The 19,524-nt window shown below is 64.2% G+C and carries 20 protein-coding genes, 1 tRNA gene and 1 pseudogene; 4 read left to right on the top strand and 18 right to left on the bottom strand.

What is annotated here, in order from left to right; translation table 11 throughout:
* Positions 1 to 26: 26 nt before the first annotated feature.
* Positions 27 to 254 (bottom strand): hypothetical protein, encoded by a 228-nt coding sequence (locus tag ACVMB0_RS28440; RefSeq protein ID WP_456756531.1) that lies wholly within the window; start codon positions 252 to 254, stop codon positions 27 to 29.
* 532 nt (positions 255 to 786) lie between these two features.
* Positions 787 to 2,322 (bottom strand): porin, encoded by a 1,536-nt coding sequence (locus tag ACVMB0_RS28445; protein WP_456754448.1) that lies wholly within the window; start codon positions 2,320 to 2,322, stop codon positions 787 to 789.
* Positions 2,323 to 2,779: 457 nt separating this feature from the next.
* Between ACVMB0_RS28445 and ACVMB0_RS28450 the strand changes: the two genes are divergently transcribed.
* Together ACVMB0_RS28450 and ACVMB0_RS28455 are read left to right on the top strand one after the other, a co-directional pair.
* On the top strand, positions 2,780 to 3,292 hold the full coding sequence (locus ACVMB0_RS28450) for a MarR family winged helix-turn-helix transcriptional regulator (RefSeq protein WP_461348370.1): 513 nt from the start codon (positions 2,780 to 2,782) through the stop codon (positions 3,290 to 3,292).
* Positions 3,293 to 3,436: 144 nt separating this feature from the next.
* Positions 3,437 to 3,514, top strand: a tRNA-Pro gene (locus ACVMB0_RS28455).
* Positions 3,515 to 3,531: 17 nt separating this feature from the next.
* Here ACVMB0_RS28455 and ACVMB0_RS28460 read toward each other — a convergent pair.
* The 6 genes from ACVMB0_RS28460 to ACVMB0_RS28485 all read right to left on the bottom strand — a co-directional run bounded on the left by ACVMB0_RS28460 (position 3,532) and on the right by ACVMB0_RS28485 (position 8,324).
* Positions 3,532 to 4,149: a MerR family transcriptional regulator gene (locus ACVMB0_RS28460; protein ID WP_456754446.1), complete on the bottom strand. Its 618-nt coding sequence runs from the start codon at positions 4,147 to 4,149 to the stop codon at positions 3,532 to 3,534.
* A 209-nt stretch (positions 4,150 to 4,358) separates the two neighbouring features.
* On the bottom strand, positions 4,359 to 4,694 hold the full coding sequence (locus tag ACVMB0_RS28465; RefSeq protein WP_035631661.1) for an integration host factor subunit alpha: 336 nt from the start codon (positions 4,692 to 4,694) through the stop codon (positions 4,359 to 4,361).
* A gap of 130 nt (positions 4,695 to 4,824) precedes the next feature.
* On the bottom strand, positions 4,825 to 5,802 hold the full coding sequence (locus tag ACVMB0_RS28470; protein WP_461348371.1) for a beta-ketoacyl-ACP synthase III: 978 nt from the start codon (positions 5,800 to 5,802) through the stop codon (positions 4,825 to 4,827).
* Positions 5,799 to 6,860, bottom strand: a complete 1,062-nt coding sequence (plsX, locus tag ACVMB0_RS28475) for a phosphate acyltransferase PlsX (RefSeq protein ID WP_461348372.1) — start codon at positions 6,858 to 6,860, stop codon at positions 5,799 to 5,801. The genes ACVMB0_RS28470 and plsX overlap by 4 nt, the downstream gene beginning before the upstream one ends.
* 322 nt (positions 6,861 to 7,182) lie before the next feature.
* Entirely contained in the window at positions 7,183 to 7,776 is a 594-nt protein-coding gene (locus ACVMB0_RS28480; RefSeq protein ID WP_461349722.1) for a YceD family protein, read from the bottom strand.
* Positions 7,773 to 8,324 (bottom strand): ubiquinol-cytochrome C chaperone family protein, encoded by a 552-nt coding sequence (locus ACVMB0_RS28485; protein ID WP_461348373.1) that lies wholly within the window; start codon positions 8,322 to 8,324, stop codon positions 7,773 to 7,775. The genes ACVMB0_RS28480 and ACVMB0_RS28485 overlap by 4 nt, the downstream gene beginning before the upstream one ends.
* A 137-nt stretch (positions 8,325 to 8,461) precedes the next feature.
* Here ACVMB0_RS28485 and ACVMB0_RS28490 point away from each other — a divergent pair, with 137 nt between their 5' ends.
* Together ACVMB0_RS28490 and ACVMB0_RS28495 are read left to right on the top strand one after the other, a co-directional pair.
* Positions 8,462 to 8,941, top strand: a complete 480-nt coding sequence (locus tag ACVMB0_RS28490; protein WP_461348374.1) for an outer membrane protein assembly factor BamE — start codon at positions 8,462 to 8,464, stop codon at positions 8,939 to 8,941.
* A 157-nt stretch (positions 8,942 to 9,098) separates the two neighbouring features.
* Positions 9,099 to 10,106, top strand: coding sequence for a Bug family tripartite tricarboxylate transporter substrate binding protein (locus ACVMB0_RS28495; protein ID WP_456754441.1), 1,008 nt, complete (start codon positions 9,099 to 9,101; stop codon positions 10,104 to 10,106).
* Between the two features lie 167 nt (positions 10,107 to 10,273).
* On the opposite strand, the gene ACVMB0_RS28500 is transcribed toward ACVMB0_RS28495, so the two are convergent.
* The 10 genes and pseudogenes from ACVMB0_RS28500 to ACVMB0_RS28545 all read right to left on the bottom strand — a co-directional run bounded on the left by ACVMB0_RS28500 (position 10,274) and on the right by ACVMB0_RS28545 (position 19,524).
* Positions 10,274 to 10,429: a hypothetical protein gene (locus tag ACVMB0_RS28500; RefSeq protein ID WP_167528976.1), complete on the bottom strand. Its 156-nt coding sequence runs from the start codon at positions 10,427 to 10,429 to the stop codon at positions 10,274 to 10,276.
* 239 nt (positions 10,430 to 10,668) lie between these two features.
* Positions 10,669 to 12,774 (bottom strand): sodium-translocating pyrophosphatase, encoded by a 2,106-nt coding sequence (locus tag ACVMB0_RS28505; RefSeq protein WP_461348375.1) that lies wholly within the window; start codon positions 12,772 to 12,774, stop codon positions 10,669 to 10,671.
* A gap of 223 nt (positions 12,775 to 12,997) precedes the next feature.
* Positions 12,998 to 14,026: a thiamine-phosphate kinase gene (gene thiL, locus ACVMB0_RS28510; protein ID WP_461348376.1), complete on the bottom strand. Its 1,029-nt coding sequence runs from the start codon at positions 14,024 to 14,026 to the stop codon at positions 12,998 to 13,000.
* Positions 14,027 to 14,137: 111 nt separating this feature from the next.
* Positions 14,138 to 14,632: a transcription antitermination factor NusB gene (nusB, locus tag ACVMB0_RS28515; protein ID WP_212013410.1), complete on the bottom strand. Its 495-nt coding sequence runs from the start codon at positions 14,630 to 14,632 to the stop codon at positions 14,138 to 14,140.
* 2 nt (positions 14,633 to 14,634) lie between these two features.
* Positions 14,635 to 15,126: a 6,7-dimethyl-8-ribityllumazine synthase gene (ribH, locus tag ACVMB0_RS28520; protein ID WP_456754438.1), complete on the bottom strand. Its 492-nt coding sequence runs from the start codon at positions 15,124 to 15,126 to the stop codon at positions 14,635 to 14,637.
* A 234-nt stretch (positions 15,127 to 15,360) separates the two neighbouring features.
* Positions 15,361 to 15,969, bottom strand: coding sequence for a riboflavin synthase (locus ACVMB0_RS28525; RefSeq protein WP_461348377.1), 609 nt, complete (start codon positions 15,967 to 15,969; stop codon positions 15,361 to 15,363).
* Positions 15,969 to 17,126, bottom strand: coding sequence for a bifunctional diaminohydroxyphosphoribosylaminopyrimidine deaminase/5-amino-6-(5-phosphoribosylamino)uracil reductase RibD (gene ribD / locus ACVMB0_RS28530; protein WP_461348378.1), 1,158 nt, complete (start codon positions 17,124 to 17,126; stop codon positions 15,969 to 15,971). The genes ACVMB0_RS28525 and ribD overlap by 1 nt, the downstream gene beginning before the upstream one ends.
* On the bottom strand, positions 17,123 to 17,605 hold the full coding sequence (nrdR, locus tag ACVMB0_RS28535; protein WP_016844999.1) for a transcriptional regulator NrdR: 483 nt from the start codon (positions 17,603 to 17,605) through the stop codon (positions 17,123 to 17,125). The genes ribD and nrdR overlap by 4 nt, the downstream gene beginning before the upstream one ends.
* Positions 17,606 to 17,679: 74 nt before the next feature.
* Positions 17,680 to 18,982: pseudogene (glyA, locus tag ACVMB0_RS28540) on the bottom strand (serine hydroxymethyltransferase).
* A gap of 239 nt (positions 18,983 to 19,221) precedes the next feature.
* Positions 19,222 to 19,524, bottom strand: a complete 303-nt coding sequence (locus ACVMB0_RS28545; RefSeq protein ID WP_461348379.1) for a type II toxin-antitoxin system RelE/ParE family toxin — start codon at positions 19,522 to 19,524, stop codon at positions 19,222 to 19,224.

Consider the following 19,524-nt stretch of genomic DNA (forward strand, 5'->3'; position numbering starts at 1 on the left):
CGGCCGGCGCGTGCCAGTCCACCGGACTAATGCGAATGGCTGGAGCCGACGATGCTGTTGCCGGGAGCAGACGTGACGGCCGCGTCGGTGCGAAATCCGCCGGCATCATGTGCCGGGAGCACGGGACGCGGTGGAAAGAGGAAACGCCAGAGGCCGCGCCAGGAGAAGTCGATCACCACCTCATGGTGCCGCAATCCCTTGCCGCCCTTTACCAGCCCGAGATCCCGGATCAAGCAATAATGGCCGCTGCTCATGCGAGCCAGGCGGCTGTTCTTGAAGCGTCCCATAACTGACGAGAATGCACTGCGGATCGATTCCGTCAAATCTTGACGGCCTCGAATCGGAGAGGACGACGACGGGAGCAAGCTCGCATCATAGCCGGGCCCAGGCCTTGAATCGAAAGAGCCTTGAATCGAAAGAGCTTCGAATCAAAAGAGCCTTGAATCAAAAACCTCCGGCAGGGCATTGCCGGAGGTTTGGGAGGCTTAGCAGAGAGCTAAGAGCCATCATGCAATGTGTTGGCTGACGGCTATATAGTTTAGTAGATCAGGTAAGTAAATAAGTTTGCAGGCGAATGAATCGCATGGCTCGTCTTCGTTGTTCGCGTGGACCGAAATGACGCAGCCAACGCCTTCATCAATCCCGCTTTGACGTCCTTTGTTCACGCCAGGCGGCAGCCACTTCGCCGAACCACGCTCGCAGCTTTCGCGGCTGCTGTTTCCCAAACCAAAAACCCCGGCAGTTGCCTGCCGGGGTTCTGTTGGATCGTGATCAGATCAACCGGTATTACCAGTTGCGCTGAGCGCGGAAGAGCATCTGGACAGTGTCCTGATCCTTCAGCTCGTAGGTTGCGCTCGGCTTGCCGATACCAGCCGAAGAGGTGGTGATCGTGCCGGCATACTTCTGATCGAGATGGACGTAGGTCACGTCGGCCGAGAAGGTCAGGTTCTTGACCGGGGTCCAACGGGTGATCACGCCGATCTGACCGATGTTGTAGTCGGGGTTGCAGCTGGTCACGCCAGCGCCGCCGCCGAAGGCGGTGCGGAACGTACCACCGACGCCGCCAATGCCGCAGATGAGCGACTTGGCCGTGTCGTTGTACATGACCGCAGCGTAAGCACCGTACAAGCTGGTGTTCCAGTAGGGATCCCAGTTGTGGGTGTACGCACCGCGGAAGCCCCAGGTCTTGATCGACTGCTGCTGGCCATTCAAACCGAACACCGTGTCGGGTGCCGTGCCGAAGCCAACGCTCTGATAGACGCCGGGCAGGTTCGAACCGCCATAGATGGCGACCGAGCTGAACTGGCTGGCCAGTTCCTGGATGTTGTAACGGGTCGCACCGTCGGTGTAGACGCCCTGGATGTTGATGGTGTCGCCGGGGCCGGTCGGAATGTTCTTGATCGACAGGGCCAGTGCACCAGCCCAACCCCACTTGTCGTCGGGATGACCGGTCAGCTCGGTGCCACCGTAATAGGCAGCATGGTTGTCATGCGCGGCCACCGACGCCTGGAAGATACCCCAGGCCTGGTCGACCTTGAGCGCAGCGACGAAGTCCGGCGCGATCGTGCCGGCGTAGTCGCTCGAGCCGTAGGCGCCGCCAACCGAGAGGTTGTTCACGCCAGCCTGCATGTAGGCAACCTGATCCTGCGCCGACAGAGCCAGCGACACGCCGTTGCCGAACTGCGCGGTGTAGGTGAACTGGTTGATGCCGTTGGTGGTGCTCACGCCACCGACGAGACCGTCGTAGTTGTTGCCCGGATAACCGTTCCAGGGAGCAGCGAACTGCGAGACCGCCTTACCGATGGTGAAGCCGGCGAACTGGATGAAGGCGTAGTAGACGCCGACCGTGCCGGCAGCAACGCCACCCGACGAGGCATTGTTCGGCGCCGCCGAGGTGCCGATCGCCGAGTAGATCGACGAGCCGTTGCCCTGGCCGGTGTAGCTGTCCGAGGTCCAGGTGAACACTGCATCGAAATAGGTGCGGACCACGCCGTACTCGGTCGCGGTGCGCGTATCGATGTTCAGGTCTTCACGCGAACGCCAGGTGTAGCCGTTGGTGAAACGGTTGTTGGCACCGCTGGCGCCGTTGACGTTCGGGCCGTAGACGCTGTTGCCGTTGACGACCACGTCGGCGCGAACAAAGCCGCCCAGCTTGATGCAGGTGTCAGTGCCGGGGATGTAGTAGAAGCCCGGGCCATACAGGGAGCAAACCTTCACGTACTCGACCGCTTTGGCCTTGACGGGAAGATCGGCCGCCTGTGCCCCGCCGACCGCGACCAGCGCAGCAGCCGAGCTCAGAATAAGGCTCTTCGCCAATTTCATATTAAACCTCCAAGTTGCTCATATGCGGAGAGTCCAAGGCTGCGAGCGCCCTGTGATCCTCCCGCATTGTCCAAGACCGCTTTCCCCAAACCCCGCACCCGCAGATCAATCTGTGGTGTGCGACGGACTTGAACGATCACCGCAACGGGACGATCGAGATTCCCCTACCGCCGGGTTCAATATGCATTGGCGAGTTCGCCAATCAAAATAGTTTATAAAGTCAGGAATGCGAATGCGGCCACACTGTGTCTCGCCGGCAACGCTGGTGGTAAGCCCTTTACCTACCTGAGAAAACTTGTCACACCCTATTTCGTCGAATCTTCACGCGCCCGTTATAATTACTTTACGTTCACTTGCGTTCGTTGGTGGCTTACGAGAAAAATTCGACCGCCAAGGCGGGAAACCAAGAAATAAATCAGCGCAAAGCTGAGTCGGCACCTAAGGGAAGAGGAAAGCTTTGTCAGTGACAAGGAAGGATACGACGCGCCAGCGCGCCATCGAACATCTCGACCTCATCAAACGATTCACGCTCGAGATTTCATCGATCAATTCGCATCTGGAACGGGTCCGCCAGATCTGGGGCAAGGCCCTCGGTGTCAGCGGTCCGCAGTGGATGATCCTGATCGCCATCTCGGATCTCGACAAGGATGACGGCGTGCCGATCAACGTGGTGTCGAAGCTGCTGCACGTCGATCCGTCATTCGTGACCACGCAGTCGAAGCTGCTCGAGCAGAAGGAACTGCTGCGCCGCGCGCCCTCCCCGGCCGACGCGCGCGTGGTGCGGCTGTCACTGACCGACAAAACCCGCAAGCATCTCGCCGGCCTTTCCGAGCAGCACAAGGCGTTCAAGAAGACCGTGTTCGAGGAGTTCAGCGAGGCTGAGCTGGCCGAATTCACCGGCAAGCTTGCGATGCTGACCAACCGCCTCGAAAAGGCCTGCCTGATTGTCGCGATGGATGCCGAGACCTGAAACCGCGGGCCGCAGCGGGGTTCAAAACAACCCCACCACCGAATGCTTCGGGGAACCGGCCTCCCAGATGCCAGCCATTATAAGGCCCAGATAAGGCCCAGTCCGCCTTGCGCGAACACAGGATCGCGGCTAATGGAACGGCATCGGAGCGTGGCGCAGCCCGGTTAGCGCACTAGTCTGGGAGACTAGGGGTCGGAGGTTCAAATCCTCTCGCTCCGACCATTCTTCAAACTCAAAACTTAGCCGTCCTTCATCGCCGCGTCGATCATCTGCCGGCAGGCAACCAGTTCCTGCAGCACGCGCTCGAGCCGCTCCCGATCGACCGTGGGAACGGAGGGACGCACCGGCGGCGCTGCAGCGGACGCCCTTCCGGGCTGCGCCGCGGCCTTGCCCGGCTGGGCGTGCGCCTTGTAGGTCGAGAGGATCGGATCCTCGTCGGGATCGACGAATCGGTAATCGATGCCCTGCTCGTCGCCGTCGGCTTCCTCGCTGTCGAAATCCAGGCCGTCATTGCCGTCGTGCTCATCCGGCTCGGCCATGCTGTTGCCGACCGCCTCCTCGACCGCGCCGAACGAGACGGCCGCGGTCTGGTCGGCGATGCCCTGCACGGACTTGATACCGTGCTCTTTCAGGATCCGCTGCACGCCGCGGATAGTGTAGCCCTCGCCATAGAGCAGCCGGCGGATGCCCTTGAGCAGGTCGACGTCGTCGGGGCGATAATAGCGGCGTCCGCCGCTGCGCTTCATCGGCTTGATCTGCGCGAAGCGGGTTTCCCAGAATCGCAGCACATGCTGGGGAATGTCGAGCTCGTCAGCGACCTCGCTGATGGTACGGAACGCATCCGGCGCCTTGTCCAAATGCCCGCTCCTTCTACCTCAATGCCCAGAGCCTTGCCGGTTCCGATCGAATCGGAACGCGGCCCTGGATGCTAGGTTTGGCGCGTCTTCTTCACGCGAATCGGGAATCCACTTCGCTTGAAAACGCTCTACAGCATGATCCGGAAAAGTGCGAAGCGGTTTTCCGAGAGGATCATGCTCAAACAAACAAGCTAAAGCGCGACCGCGCTTTAGTCGGCCTTGCTGCCGTCGCCATTGGTGACGACGTGGCCATTGATCCGCTGCTTCAGGATAGCCGACGGCTTGAACACCATCACGCGCCGCGGCGAAATCGGCACCTCGGTGCCGGTCTTCGGATTGCGGCCGATACGCTGGCCCTTCTTGCGCACCATGAAGGAGCCGAACGAGGACAGCTTCACCGTCTCGCCCTTTTCCAGGCAATCGGTGATCTCCTTCAGCACCAACTCGACAAACGCCGATGATTCCGTGCGCGACAGCCCTACCTTTTGGTAGACCGCCTCACACAAATCGACGCGCGTTACCGTTTTTCCAGTTCCCGTGGTCATCGCCTGCCCCGCACTCTCGGCGAACAATTTCTTGACTGAAATTAAAAGCTTAGCGCGCAATGGTCAACAGCGACCAGCATTCGGGCGCCGGAAAGATACCGGCAACTTGTCGGTACTCTTTAACGAGGCGCTACCAGCGCACGAGCGCCGAACCCCAGGTGAAGCCGCCGCCCATCGCCTCGAACAGCACCAGATCGCCCTTCTTGACGCGTCCGTCCCTGACCGCGACCGACAGCGCCAGCGGGATCGAGGCCGCCGAGGTGTTGCCGTGCTTGTCGACCGTCAACACCACCTTCTGCGGCGCAATATGCAGCTTGTGGGCCGAAGCATCGATGATTCGCTTGTTGGCCTGGTGCGGAATGAACCAGTTGATGTCCTCGGCGGTAAAGCCGGTGGCGTTGAACGCATCGACGATCACGTCGGTGATCATGCCGACAGCGTGCTTGAACACCTCGCGACCCTCCATCCGGAGATATCCGACCGTCTTGGTCGAGCCGGGGCCGCCATCCACGAACAGCTTCGACTTGTGGCGCCCGTCGGAGCGCAGATGCGTGGTCAGCACGCCCGGATCGTCTGTGGTGCCGGAATGCTGCTGCGCCTCGAGCACGACCGCACCGGCGCCGTCGCCGAACAGCACGCAGGTGCCGCGGTCGTTCCAGTCGAGGATCCGCGAAAAGGTCTCGGCACCGATCACCAGCGCCCGCTTGTGGTGGCCGGCGCGCAGGAAATTATCCGCGGTGGTCAGCGCGAAGACGAAGCCGGAGCACACCGCCTGCAGGTCGAAGGCGACACCGTGGTTGATGCCGAGCGCATGCTGGACCGCAACCGCGGTGGCCGGAAAGGTGTTGTCGGGCGTCGAGGTCGCCAGCACGATCAGGTCGATCGACTGCGCGTCGAGCTTGGCGTCGGCCAGCGCGGCCTGCGCGGCCTTGATCGCGAGATGCGAGGTGAACTCGTCGTCGGCCGCGATGTGGCGCTCGCTGATGCCGGTGCGCTGCACGATCCAGTCGTCAGACGTGTCGATCCGGCTGGCCAGTTCGGCATTGGTCAAAACCCGCTCCGGCAGATAGGAGCCGCAGCCGAGCACTACCGAACGTATCGCAGTCACGAGACAGCCTCCTGCGCGGTCTGCGCCTGCACCAGCGCACTGCCGTCGCGATTAAGCATCTGATTGATCTTGGTGAGGAGATCGAAGCGGGCCATCTCATAGCCAACATCGACCGCATAGGCAAAGCCTTCCGCGTTGGTGCCGCCATGGCTCTTGACCACGACGCCATTCAAACCCAATAGGACGCCGCCGTTCGACTTGTTGGGGTCCATCTTGTCACGCAATGCCCGGAAAGCGCGGCGGGCCAGCAGATAGCCGAGCTTGGACATCCAGCTCCGTTGCATCTCGCTCCGGAGCAATTCCGCCATCTGCCGGGCGGTTCCTTCGGCCGCCTTCAGCGCGATATTGCCGCTGAAACCTTCGGTCACGATCACGTCGGCCAGACCCTTGCCGATGCCGTCGCCCTCGACGAAACCGATGTAATCGAGTTCCGGCAGGTTCATCGCACGCAGGATTTCGCCGGCCTCGCGAATCTCCTCGTGTCCCTTGATCTCCTCGGTTCCGATGTTGAGGAGACCCACCGTGGGCCGCGGCTTGTCGAATTGCACGCTCGCCATCGCAGCGCCCATGACCGCCAGCGACACCAGGTGGCGCGCGTCGCCGCCGATCGTGGCACCGAGGTCGAGCACGACGGACTCCCCGCGCTTGGTCGGCCAGATCGCGGTGATGGCTGGCCGGTCGATCCCCGGCAGGGTCCGCAGGTTGAACCGCGCCATCGCCATCAGTGCGCCGGTGTTGCCGGCCGACACCGCCACATCGGCCTCGCGCTTCTTCACCGCGTCGATCGCAAGCCACATCGAGGAGGTCTTGCGGCCACGCCGCAGCGCCTGGCTCGGCTTCTCGTCCCCCGCCACGGCGACATCGGTATGGATCACCTTCGAGACAGCCTTGAGCGCGGGATATTTCGCGAGCTCGGGATCGATCCTGGCCTGGTCGCCGACCAGCAGGAATTCGCTGTCGGGATGCCGGCTCAATGAGATCGCAGCGCCGGGAATGACGACCGATGCGCCCTCATCGCCCCCCATGGCGTCAAGCGCGATTCGAACCTTGTGAGGCATGAACGTCCCGGAAGCCTGCTCTCCCACAGCCCTTCAGACGAAGACCGCGAGCTTGAAGTCACCGCCGTCAACGGCGCGCGGCCAAACACCAATTCGGGTCCAGGCCGGGCCGCGACAATAGCGTGTCCACGGTCCGGCACAACCTCTTGACCGCAAAGGATGGCGTTGCCAAACCGTCACGCGGCGCCACTCAACAATACCAGAAATACGTTGTACTTCAAAACATTATGAAACTTATTTGAAGTGACGCCAGACACCGCTCGCGCAGCGGCGCAGGCAAGCCATCCCCTCAAATGTTGGCCGAAGGCACCTTCGACTTCGCTCAGCCGCCGTCTTTGGGCTTCTTGCCGTCAGGCTTGCCCTTCAGCGCCTTCAGCGCCGCGAAGGGATGATTTTCCGGATCAGGCGCTTCAACTTCCTGTTCAAAGACTGCATCCGCCTTGCGTGGATAGGGGTCTATGCCGAGGAACAGCGCGTCGGTGGCGAGCCGGCCGATGTCGATGAATCCGCCCGTGATCGGCTCCGGCGGGTCCGGCGTTTCTTCGTCGCCGTCCTCGGCATCGTCGACCAGGTCGGCCATCTGCGGAATCTGCTCCGGCGGCGCAAACACCACATCGATCGGCTCAATGATCTCATTCTCGATCGGATCGAGCGTGACCACGCAGGTCTGCCCGATGCGGGCCTGGACCCGGCCGGTGACGTGGTAACTGCCGTCGCTCTTCGGCTGCAGGTCGAACTCCGCCCGCGCCGAGATGACCTCGCGCAGCTCCGCGACTTCGGCCATCGCCTTGCGCGCGGCCTCGTCGGCCGCGATCTCGCGATGCAGCCCGGTCTCGGGAATCTGCGCGACATTGACGAGCACGCGCCAAGGGTCGCGGTTATCGCGGTCCGGCCGCCCTGTTGTGCCACTGCTCATGCCGCAGTGCCCGCAGCCTGCGGCGCCGGAAAGCGCCACGCGCCCCTGGTCAGCGCCGCGAGGTCGGCGCGCGCCAATTCCGCCATCGCCTCCCGGGCATAGGCGGCGAGGTCGCGGGCCTTGTCGAGGCCCTCGCCATTGAGGATGTTCTTGCAGAACGACGCGGCCAACGCCTCGTCGCTGTCAGCCGCCGCCAGATCATAGGCCGCGGTACGGCCGTAGAAGGCCTCGCCGAACGCCTGCATGCGCTTGGGCACCGTGAGGTCGCCGACGCCCATTTCCCGGAGATTGTCGTCCATGTCGATGCAGAAATGATCGAACAAGGCCTGCGATAATTCCGCGCCGCCGTCTGCGGATTTGAGTCGCCGCAACACCAGCCACAGATGCATCAGAAGCAAGTCAAAACGCCCATTAACCGTGTCGGGAACGCCCAAGTCACGGTAAAACAACGGTTCTCGCGCCTGCGTCACGATCATGCCATAGATGGTCTCAATGGTGCTGCGCGCGGGCACCCGGGGTTTTCTGAAGTGATTGAACGGCCAAAGCATGACGGGTTCCGGCTGCCGGTCCCCAAAGGGACGCCTGTTGAGGGGGCGCCCGTAGGACGCCGGCGTTATTGCAATCCATTGAGCTGCCCGGTACGTCAATGCCCCGGCCGATGCAAGAGGACGGATCAGATCCGCCGATGAACCACACCCTTTCACGACAGTCTCGCGCGGCTTCCGCGCGCGGGTTCCTTTCGCGCTTCCGCGCCATCGCGGTCGTTGGCCTCGTCTGCTCCGCCGCCCTCGGCGGCTGCACCGGCGAACAATTCCAGAAGGGCTATATCCTGCCCGATGGCGCGCTCGAGCAGATTCCGATCGGCGCCAGCCAGGATCAGGTCCTGATCGTGCTCGGCACGCCCTCGACGGTCGCAACGCTGGACGGTGAGGTGTTCTATTACATCTCGCAGCGGACCTCGCGCCCGGTCGCCTTCATGAATCAGCGCGTGATCGAGCAGCGCGTGATCGCGGTTTATTTCGACAAGAACCGCCAGGTGCGCCGGCTCGCCAATTACGGCTTGAAGGACGGCAAGATCTTCGACTTCGTCAGCCGCACCACGCCGACGTCGGGCCAGGAAATGTCCTATCTGACGCCGCTCTTCAAGCTGCTGAGCTTCAACTAGAGCGTTTTCGAGCGAAGTGGACTTCCGGTTCGCGTGAAGAAAACGCGTCGAACGGGAGTCCAAAACCTCTGCTGCGCCAAGTTGTCGCGCTTGCCCGACGGGCAAGCGGTCCCCTAGGCTTGTTCGCAAACAAGAAGCCTGAACAGGGGGTAAGCGCGTGAGAGCCAAGAGATTTTCCCGTCGCACGGTATTGTCGGGCGCATCCGTGCTGGCGGCCGCGTCGATCCTGCCGCGCGCCGGTCTCGGCGCCGGCGATTGGCGGCCGAACGAGACGGTTCGCATCATCGTGCCGGCAGCGGCCGGCGGCTCGACCGACGTGATGGGGCGTCTGCTGGCGGCACATTTGCAGCCGCTCTGGGGCCAGTCGGTCGTGGTGGAGAATCGCTCCGGCGCCGGCGGCACCATCGGCACGGCCGAGGTCGCGCGCAGCAAGGGCGACGGGCACACCATCCTGATCGGCAATCCCGGCCCCAACGCGATCGCCTACAGCATCTTCCGCAACCTGACCTACAAGGCCGACCAGTTGCAGGCGGTCTCCAACATGATCCGGATCCCGAACATCGTCTCGGCGCATCCGTCGACCGGCATCAAGTCGATCCCGGAACTGATCGCCTATCTGAAGAAGAACCCCGACAAGCTGACCTACGGCTCGTCCGGCACCGGGCAGAGCCCTCACCTCACCGGCGCCTGGTTCCTGCAGCTCACTGGGCTGAAGATGACGCATGTGCCGTTCCGCGGCGCCGGACCCGCATTGCAGGCGGCGCTTGCCGGCGACATCCAGATCCTGTTCGACAACCTCTATCCGTCGCTGCCGCAGGTGCAGGACGGCAAGCTCAACGGGCTCTGCGTCACCACGACCGAGCGCAGCGAGTCCGCGCCCAATCTGCCGACGATGCGCGAGGCTGCGCCGGAGCTGGCAAAGTTCGACGTCGCGTCCTGGTTCGGCGTGTTCCTGCCGAAGACCGCACCCGCGTCCGTCGTCGACGAGCTGAACCGCCAGATCAAGGCGATGCTGGAGCGCGACGACGTCAAGAAGAACATCAGTGGCATGGGCGCGCGCGCCGACTACGGCACGCCGCAGCAATTCTCCGATTTCGTCGATGCCGAGACCAAGAAGTTCGCCGCCATCATCGAGAAGGAAGGACTCCAGATGGAGGTGAAATAGCTTCCGAACAAGGCTCGCGCCGCGCACTCCGCGTCATCCCTGAGGAGCCGCGCGCTTGTGCGGCGTCTCGAAGGATGGCCGCATGCACCGCCTCTCATCCTTCGAGGCTCGCTCCGCTCGCACCTCAGGATGGCGACCGCTGAGTTGTAGGACGCACGCGGCCCAGGCTACGAGGACTTATTGATCTTCTTGACCTTGGCGTCGGTTGCTTCGATCGACATCGCCAATTCCATGATCGCCTGGGACAGCAGCTCGATGGCCTCCTTCTGGTCCTGCGACTTGGCGGCACGCAGCGCGTAGTTCCGTGCGGATGAGAGCGACATTGATTGACCTCCGAGGTGTTGGCGCCAAGCTACTGGCGGATATCGTTGGCGGAATACACCGTCATTGCGAGGAGCGACAGCGACGAAGCAATCCATTTCCCCGCTTGTGAAGCGATGGATTGCTTCGCTCCGCTCGCAATGACGGTGCGATATTTTGCACCCACCTGAAGCAAAAACCCCGCGGCTCGCACCGCGGGGTTTGCATTCGTTCGTTGCGCGCCGCTTAGCGCGCCAAGACCTTAGTGCGCCAAAATCGCCAGCAGCAGCAGCGCCACGATGTTGGTGATCTTGATCATCGGGTTCACCGCCGGACCCGCCGTATCCTTGTAGGGATCGCCGACGGTGTCGCCGGTCACCGCGGACTTGTGGGCATCACTGCCCTTGCCGCCATAGTGGCCGTCCTCGATGTACTTCTTGGCATTGTCCCAGGCGCCGCCGCCCGAGGTCATCGAGATGGCGACGAACAGGCCGGTGACGATGACGCCGAGCAGCATGGCGCCGACCGCGGAGAACGCCGCAGACTTGCCGTCGATGAAGTAGATCAGGAAGTAGACGACGATCGGCGACAGCACCGGCAGCAGCGAGGGGATGATCATCTCCTTGATCGCCGCCCGGGTCAGCAGGTCGACCGCCTTGCCGTAGTCCGGCTTGTCGGTGCCCTGCATGATGCCGGGTTTCTCGCGGAACTGACGCCGCACCTCCTCGACGATCGCGCCAGCGGCGCGGCCGACGGCGGTCATGCCCATCGCACCGAACAGATACGGCAGCAGGCCGCCGAACAGCAGGCCGACCACGACGTACGGGTTGTTCAGGGAGAAGTCGGGATTGACGCCCTTGAAATAGGCATGGGCGTTGGAGTCGCCGATGAAGAATTTGAGGTCCTGATTATAGGCCGCAAACAGCACCAGCGCGCCGAGACCGGCGGAGCCGATCGCGTAGCCCTTGGTCACCGCCTTGGTGGTGTTGCCGACCGCGTCGAGCGCGTCGGTCGACTTGCGCACCTCCTTGGGCAGCCCCGCCATCTCGGCGATGCCGCCGGCATTGTCGGTGACCGGGCCGAAGGCATCCAGCGCGACGATCATGCCGGCCAGCGCCAGCATGGTGGCGGTCGCGATCGCGATGCCGAACAGGCCGGCCAGGCTGTAGGTGACCAGGATGCCGGCGATGATGACGATCGCGGGCAGCGCGGTCGCCTCCATCGAGACCGCGAGGCCCTGGATCACGTTGGTGCCGTGACCGGTGACCGAGGCGGAGGCGATCGACTTCACCGGGCGGTAGTCGGTGCCGGTGTAGTATTCGGTGATCCAGATGATCAGGCCGGTGACCACGAGGCCGACCACGCCGCACCAGAACAGCGCCATGCCGGTGTAGTCGACGCCGTCGAGCTTGCCGAAGCCGATCAGCCAGTTGATGACCAGCGCGACGCCGACCAGCGACAGGATGCCGGTGGCGATCAGGCCCTTGTACAGCGCGCCCATGATCGACTGGCTGGCACCGAGCTTGACGAAGAAGGTGCCGATGATCGAGGTGATGATGCAGATGCCGCCGATCGCGAGCGGCAGCGTCATCATGTTCACCAGGATCGGCGTCTTGGCGAAGAAGATCGCCGCGAGCACCATGGTGGCGACCGCGGTCACCGCATAGGTCTCGAACAGGTCCGCCGCCATGCCGGCGCAGTCGCCGACATTGTCGCCGACATTGTCGGCGATGGTGGCCGGGTTGCGCGGATCGTCCTCGGGGATGCCGGCCTCGACCTTGCCGACGAGGTCGCCGCCGACGTCAGCACCCTTGGTGAAGATGCCGCCGCCGAGACGGGCGAAGATCGAGATCAGCGAGGCGCCGAAGCCGAGCGCCACCATGGCGTCGACCACGGTGCGGCTGCCCGCTTCCAGACCCATGAACTTGACCAGGATCATGAAGTAGATGGTGACGCCGAGCAGCGCGAGGCCGGCGACCAGGAGACCGGTGATCGCGCCCGCCTTGAAGGCGAGCTCGAGGCCGCCGGCGAGCGAGGTGGTTGCCGCCTGCGCGGTGCGGACGTTGGCGCGCACCGAGACGTTCATGCCGATGAAGCCGGCCGCGCCCGACAGGATCGCACCGATCGCAAATCCGAGGGCCACCAAGAGGCCGAGGAAGTAGGCCAGCAGCACGAAGATCACGATACCGACCATGCCGATCGTCGTGTATTGCCGCCGCAGATAGGCTTGTGCACCCTCGCGCACCGCGCCTGCGATTTCCTGCATGCGGGGACTGCCCGCATCCGCGTTCAGGACCGACTGGGTCGCCCAGATCGCGTAGACGATGGAAAGCGCCCCGCAGAGCACTATCAACCACAAAGCTGTCATTGAATGTTGCCTCAGATCCTTGATGTAACCCCCGCGCCTATTTGTGCCGCTAGGGGGCGGCAGGCGCTTATTTTGCGAAGACAACCCTCCCCAAAAACGGATTGCCTCAAATCGGGCGCGACCTTGCCAAAATCGTTACCGCTGTGCAACGCCACCTGTGGCCGAAAACGCCGATATCGGCAGCAATTTGGAAGGAAAATCGGCGCCATCCGGCGCGAGGATTCTAGAAATGGCTGTAGGACAGCCGCGTCAGCGCCAGTTCCCTGCCCTGCCCGTCGAGGAAACTGGGCGGCGACGAACCGGCGATGAAGCCACCGATCGCGGTCACCGCGACCTTGGCCTGCCGGGCCTCCCGCAGGAAGGCGTCGACATGATCGCCCGGGACCGCGCACAGGATCTCGTAGTCGTCACCGCCGGCGACCAGGCTCTCGATCCCGATCGCCTTGCGTGCGACGAGGCCCGCAGCCACCGACGACAACGGAATGCTCGGGACGTTGATCACGGCCGTCACGCCGCTGGCCGCGCACAGCTTGGCCAGATCGCCGGCGAGACCGTCGGACACATCCATCGCCGCGCTGGCGTGGCTGCGGACGGCGTTGGCAAGGAGGTTGCGCGGCTGCGGAACACGGTAGCGGGCGGCCAGAAAATCCCGGCCTGCCGCATCGTCCGCCAGCGCGGCCGCGACCGGGCCATTCCGAAGCGCATCGAGACCGAGCGCGGCATCGCCGATCGTGCCGGTGACGAACACGCGGTCGCCCGCCTGCGCGCCTGCGCGGTGCACCATCTTGCCCTGCGGCAGCCGGCCGAACGCCGTGATCGAGATCATCAGCGGCCCCGGCGTCGAGACCGTATCGCCGCCGAGCAGCGGACAGCCAAAATCGGCTGCGTCCTCGCCGAGCGCCCGGGCGAACGGCTTCAGCCAGGCCTCATCGACCTTGCGCACGGCCAATGTCAGCACGAACCCCGCCGGCGTCGCCCCCTTGGCCGCGATGTCTGACAGGTTCACCCGCAGCGCCTTGCGCGCCAGCGTGTCCGGCGGATCATCGGGGAGGAAATGCACGCCCTCGACGATGGCGTCCGTGGTCACCACGATGTCCTCGCCGGCCGCCCGCAGCGCGGCAGCGTCATCGTCGAGACCGAACGCGCCGGGATCGGTCGCCAGCGGCTTGAAATAGCGCGAGATAAGGGAATCTTCGCCGGAGGGGCTGTCGTGACGCTCTGCCATGTCGCGCGCCTTCCCCTCAGCTGTCATCGCCCGGCTTGACCGGGCGATCCAGTACGCCGCGGCAGCTGTTGTTGCCAATGACCGCCGCGGCGTACTGGATCACCCGCCTGCGCAGGTAATGACGGCGGAATACGTGGTTCAGCTCCGCACGAACTCGTCGCCGCGGAACTGGCGTGCGATCTGGTCGAGCACGGCGTTGACCATGCCGGTCTCGTCCTTCTCGACAAAGGCATGCGCGACGTCGACATATTCGGACACCACCACGCGGCCCGGAACGTCCTTGCGGTGCTCGAGCTCGTAGGAGCCGGCCCGCAGCACCGCGCGCAGGATCGCATCGATCCGCTTCAGCGGCCAGCCCTTCGACAGCGCCTCGTCGATCAGGGGATCGAGCTTGGCCTGGTCGCGCACCACGCCGGAGACGACGTCGCGGAAGAACGCCGCTTCCGCCGGCAGATATGTCTCGCCCTCGACCTCGTTGCCGAGCCAGTGGCTCTCGAACTCGGCGAAGATGTCGTTGATGCCGGCGCCGCCGATATCCATCTGATAGAGCGCCTGCACGGCGGCGAGCCGGGCCGCGCCGCGCCGGTTGGCTTTTCGCTCAGGGGCTTTGCCGGGTTTGTTGCTGTCAGCCATGATCAGGCCTTTGCCAGGCGGCGTTTGATCCGCAGCATCGCGATCGCCGCGCGCGCGGCGTCGCCGCCCTTGTTCAGCTCGCTGGCGCGCGCCCGCGCCCAGGCCTGGGCCTCGGTGTTGACGGTGAGGATGCCGTTGCCGAGCGGGAATTTCCGGCTCACGGCCAGATCCATCAGGCCGCGCGAGGATTCCTGGGAGACGATCTCGAAATGGATGGTGTCGCCGCGCACCACGCAGCCGAGCGCGATCGCCGCGTCATAGGGCTTGCCGTTCGCCGCGGCGGCATCGATCGCGATCGCGATCGCCGCCGGGATCTCCAGCGCGCCCGGCACCGTGATCACGTCGTGGCTGGCGCCGGCCGCCTTCAGCTCGGCGAGCGCGCCTTCCAGCAGCGCATCCTGGATGTCGTCGTAAAACCGGGCTTCGACGATCAGCACGCGTGCGCCTGATATGTCGGTCTGGTCCTTCAGGGGTGCGCGCCGCGCGTCAGCCATCTGCGTATCCGTTTCAATTTGTTGACATTCACCGATAACGTTGGATGTCAACGTTTCGCGAGTTTTTAGTCGCCCCAACGGCTGAAGCCAAGCAGGAATGCTTTCGACATCGTCATTCCGGGATGGTCCGCAGGACCAGACCGCAGATGCACAATTGTGCATCGGAGAATCTCGAGATTCCGGGTTCGATGCTTCGCATCGCCCCGGAATGACGTCTGCATGACGGCTAAGCCGTCATTTCATCTCCGACAGCCGCGCCGCATAGCGGGCCATCAGATCGACCTCGATATTGACCTCGCTGCCGGCCTTCCACCCGCTCAGGGTCGTGACGGACAGCGTATGCGGGATGATCAGCACCGAAAACGTGACGTCCTCGACCGTATTCACGGTCAGCGAGACGCCGTCCAGCGTGACCGAGCCCTTGGCCGCGATGAAACGCGCCAGCTCGCGGGTGGTTCTCAGCTCGAAGCGCGCCATGTCGGGCAGATCGTCGCGCTTGACGACGGTGGCGATGCCGTCGGCATGGCCGGCCACGATGTGACCGCCGAGCTCATCGCCGATCTTGAGCGCGCGCTCGAGATTGAGCCGGCTGCCCTGCACCCAGTGCTTGGCGGTGGTCATGCCGAGCGTCTCGGCCGCGGCATCGACGTCGAACCAGGTCTTGCCGCCGGCGGTGCCGGAGGCGACCACCGTGAGGCAGACGCCGTTGCAGGCGATCGAGGCGCCATCGGCGATCGTGGTCTGGTCGTAGTCGCAGGCGATCCGCAACCGGTGCAGTTGCCCCTGCGCGACCGGCTTCAGGCTGACGACCTCACCGATATCGGTGACAATTCCGGTAAACATTACGCACGCTCGTAGATATTGAGACTGTCTTTGCCGTGGGTTTCGCTAGCACGAAGCCGAAACGCGGGCGACTGCGTGATTGCGTCGAGCGGCATTGCGTCCAGCGCGGGAACGCCATCGGCACCGATCGCATCGGGCCCGCGCAGCAGCCAGATTTCATCGACCAGGCCGGCCGCCACGAAAGAATTTGCCACGCGCGCCCCGCCCTCGACCAAAAGCCGCGTGATCCCCCTCTCCGCCAGCGCATGCAAGACGGCCGGCAGGTCGAGCCCGGCCGCGCCGGTGGCCACGCGGATCACCTCTGCGCCGGCAGCGCCGAGCTTCACTGCGGCGGGCGCCTCCGCCATGTTAGACGTCACCACCCAGAGCGGCGTCTCGCGCGCGGAATGCACCAGGCGGCTGTCGCCGGAGATCCGCAGCGCGCGGTCGAGCACCACCCGCACCGGCGAGCGCGCCGCCATGCCGGGCAGCCGGCAGGTCAGCAGCGGGTCGTCAGCCCTCACCGTGCCGATGCCGACCAGGATCGCATCGCTCCGCGCGCGGAGCAGATGCACGCGGGTCCGCGCCGCCTCGCCCGTGATCGCGACCGGTCGGTGACCGCTGGCCGCGATCTTGTCGTCGGCGGACACCGCGAGCTTGAGGCTCACATGCGGGCGCTTGTCCGTGATCCGGCGGAAGTGTCCGGCATGGTCATGCGCGGCTTCCGCCTGGCACAGCCCGACATCGACCGCGATCCCCGCGGCGCGGAGCTTGGCGTGCCCCTTGCCGCCGACCTCCGGATTGGGATCCTCGATCGCCGACACCACGCGGGCAAGCCCGGCCGCGACCACGGCATCCGCGCAAGGCGGCGAGCGGCCGAAATGCGAGCAGGGTTCGAGCGTGACGTAGAGCGTCGCGCCGCGCCCCGCCTCGCCTGCCCGCCGCAGCGCCTCGACCTCGGCATGCGGGCGGCCACCCGGTTGCGTCCATCCACGGCCGACGATGACGCCATCCTTGACGATGACGGCGCCGACCGCCGGATTGGGCCAGGTGCGCCCGAGCCCGCGCCGGCCGAGCGCGAGCGCAAGCTGCATGAAGCGCAGGTCGGCGGCTTTGGCTGCTTCCTTGGCCTCTTTGGCTTTCTGCGCGAACTGGTCTTCCAATATCCGGAAGATCATTTGCGTAGCGTCGCGAGCCGCGGGTCCTCTTCGCCGGTCAGTTCGTCGAGCACCGCCTCAAAGTCCTTGGCCTCGCGGAAATTGCGATACACCGAGGCGAAGCGCACATAGGCGACGTCGTCGAGCTGGCGCAGATGCTCCATCACGATCTCGCCGATCGCCTCCGAGGAGACCTCCGCCTCGCCGCCGCTTTCGAGCTCGCGCACGATGGTGGAGACCATCTTCTCCACCCGCTCCGACTCCACCGGGCGCTTGCGCAGCGAGATCTGCAGCGAGCGCACCAGCTTGTCGCGGTCGAACGGCACGCGGCGGCCGTTGCGCTTGATCACGGTCAGCTCGCGCAGTTGCACCCGCTCGAAGGTCGTGAAGCGGAAGTTGCAGGCCATGCAGACGCGCCGCCTGCGGATGACGGCGGAGTCCTCGGTCGGACGCGAGTCCTTGACCTGCGTATCGAGAGAATTGCAGCTCGGACAGCGCATCCGGCGGGACCTCTAGCTTGTTGCGCGTGATCGCTTCGGAAAACCGGTGCCCACTTTTCCGGATCACGCGGCTCTTATTGATAGATCGGGAAGCGATCGGTCAGGGCCTTGACGCGCTCCTTGATCGCGGCCTCGACCAGCGGCGCCTTGCCGTCCGGCGACTGCGCCAGCGCGTTCAGCACTTCCGCAATCATGCCGCCGACCTGCTTGAACTCGGCGACGCCGAAGCCGCGCGTGGTGGCGGCCGGCGTGCCGAGGCGCAGGCCCGAGGTGACGAACGGCTTCTCGGGATCGAACGGAATGCCGTTCTTGTTGCAGGTGATGGCGGCACGCACCAGCGCCTTCTCGGAGACGTTACCCTTCAGACCCTTCGGCCTGAGGTCGACCAGCATCAGATGGTTGTCGGTGCCGCCGGACACGATGTCGAGGCCGTGGCCGCGCAGCGTCTCGGCCAGCGCCTTGGCGTTCTCGACCACGTTCTTGGCGTAGACCTTGAAGTCGGGCCGCAACGCCTCGGCGAACGCCACCGCCTTGGCCGCGATGACATGCATCAGCGGGCCACCCTGCAGGCCGGGGAAGATCGCCGAGTTCAGCTTCTTGGCCAGCGTCTCGTCATTGGTGAGGGATCAGGCCGCCGCGCGGACCGCGCAGCGACTTGTGCGTGGTCGTGGTGGTGACGTGGGCGTGCGGCACCGGCGAGGCATGCACGCCGCCGGCGACCAGCCCTGCGAAATGCGCCATGTCGACCAGCAGATACGCGCCGACGCTATCAGCGATCTCGCGGAAGCGCTTGAAGTCCCAGGCGCGCGAATAGGCCGAGCCGCCGGCGATGATCAGCTTCGGCTTGGCGATCTCCGCCTGCTTCTGCACCTCGTCCATGTCGATGATCTGGTCCTCGCGGCGCACGGTGTAGTGGGCGGCCTTGAACCACTTGCCGGACATGTTGACCGGCGAGCCGTGGGTGAGATGGCCGCCGGCGGCGAGATCGAGGCCCATGAAGGTGTCGCCGGGCTGCAGCAGCGCCAGGAACACCGCCTGGTTCATCTGGCTGCCGGAGTTCGGCTGGACGTTAGCAAAGCCGGCGCCGAACAGCTTCTTGGCGCGCTCGATCGCCAGATTCTCGGCGACGTCGACCCACTCGCAACCGCCGTAGTAGCGCGCGCCCGGATAACCCTCGGCGTATTTGTTGGTCATCACCGAGCCCTGCGCCTCCAGCACGGCGCGGCTGACGATGTTCTCGGAGGCGATCAGCTCGATCTCATGGCGCTGCCGGCCGAGTTCGCCCTTGATCGCGGCGGCGATCTCGGGATCGGCCTCGGCGAGAGGCGCCGTGAAGAAGGAGTCGGGCGCGGAGGCAGTTTTGGGGGATGAGGTCATCGGCGAAATATCTCCACCGCCGCAAGCTCTTAGGCAGGATGCGGACGGTCACGAGTGGCGGTCGAAGCTGGTTTCAGAGCGTTACCACATCGCCCCAAAATGGCCAAGCGGTTGCGGTCGGTGGCGGTCAATTATGCCAGATATGGTGGGGATGGCGGGGATTGCGAGGGGACCGGACCATCTGGTGTGCTTCCGGGGCCGAACCTCCAGCTTCCGTTGGCCTCAGAACTCCGTTGGCCTCAGAACAACGTGGTCAGATCTCTTCGGCCGTCCACGATGCGCACGATCTCGACAGAACGGATTGGTCCGTCGTCGGCATCAGGCTGAGTGCGGGACAACAGGAGGTAAGGTGCCTCGACAAGCATCCGGACTTCATCTCGAATATCCGGGCGTCTCACACCCATTCGTGGCTGCAATGCCAGTGCATTGGCCTTGGCTTCTATTCGGTCGAAATAGCGTTCAGCTGCAGCTGGCTGCTCCAACCCGATCAGATCCAGCAAATCCTCGCGCGCTTGGTTTGACCAGATAATCTCCGCCGGCAT

It is taken from the genome of Bradyrhizobium sp. USDA 4451, from assembly GCF_054822585.1.

Bases quoted from the DNA above. Each gene is read 5' to 3' on its own strand.
- ribH (WP_456754438.1), bottom strand. From the start codon at position 15,126: ATGGCTGACGCGCGGCGCGCACCCCTGAAGGACCAGACCGACATATCA.
- plsX (WP_461348372.1), bottom strand. From the start codon at position 6,860: ATGCCTCACAAGGTTCGAATCGCGCTTGACGCCATGGGGGGCGATGAG.
- ACVMB0_RS28440 (WP_456756531.1), bottom strand. From the start codon at position 254: ATGAGCAGCGGCCATTATTGCTTGATCCGGGATCTCGGGCTGGTAAAG.
- ACVMB0_RS28545 (WP_461348379.1), bottom strand. From the start codon at position 19,524: ATGCCGGCGGAGATTATCTGGTCAAACCAAGCGCGCGAGGATTTGCTG.
- ACVMB0_RS28445 (WP_456754448.1), bottom strand. From the start codon at position 2,322: ATGAAATTGGCGAAGAGCCTTATTCTGAGCTCGGCTGCTGCGCTGGTC.
- ACVMB0_RS28500 (WP_167528976.1), bottom strand. From the start codon at position 10,429: ATGTCGCTCTCATCCGCACGGAACTACGCGCTGCGTGCCGCCAAGTCG.
- ACVMB0_RS28485 (WP_461348373.1), bottom strand. From the start codon at position 8,324: ATGCTTTGGCCGTTCAATCACTTCAGAAAACCCCGGGTGCCCGCGCGC.
- nusB (WP_212013410.1), bottom strand. From the start codon at position 14,632: ATGGCTGACAGCAACAAACCCGGCAAAGCCCCTGAGCGAAAAGCCAAC.
- ACVMB0_RS28505 (WP_461348375.1), bottom strand. From the start codon at position 12,774: ATGACAGCTTTGTGGTTGATAGTGCTCTGCGGGGCGCTTTCCATCGTC.
- ACVMB0_RS28490 (WP_461348374.1), top strand. From the start codon at position 8,462: ATGAACCACACCCTTTCACGACAGTCTCGCGCGGCTTCCGCGCGCGGG.
- ACVMB0_RS28480 (WP_461349722.1), bottom strand. From the start codon at position 7,776: ATGAGCAGTGGCACAACAGGGCGGCCGGACCGCGATAACCGCGACCCT.
- nrdR (WP_016844999.1), bottom strand. From the start codon at position 17,605: ATGCGCTGTCCGAGCTGCAATTCTCTCGATACGCAGGTCAAGGACTCG.
- ACVMB0_RS28465 (WP_035631661.1), bottom strand. From the start codon at position 4,694: ATGACCACGGGAACTGGAAAAACGGTAACGCGCGTCGATTTGTGTGAG.
- ribD (WP_461348378.1), bottom strand. From the start codon at position 17,126: ATGATCTTCCGGATATTGGAAGACCAGTTCGCGCAGAAAGCCAAAGAG.
- ACVMB0_RS28525 (WP_461348377.1), bottom strand. From the start codon at position 15,969: ATGTTTACCGGAATTGTCACCGATATCGGTGAGGTCGTCAGCCTGAAG.
- thiL (WP_461348376.1), bottom strand. From the start codon at position 14,026: ATGACAGCTGAGGGGAAGGCGCGCGACATGGCAGAGCGTCACGACAGC.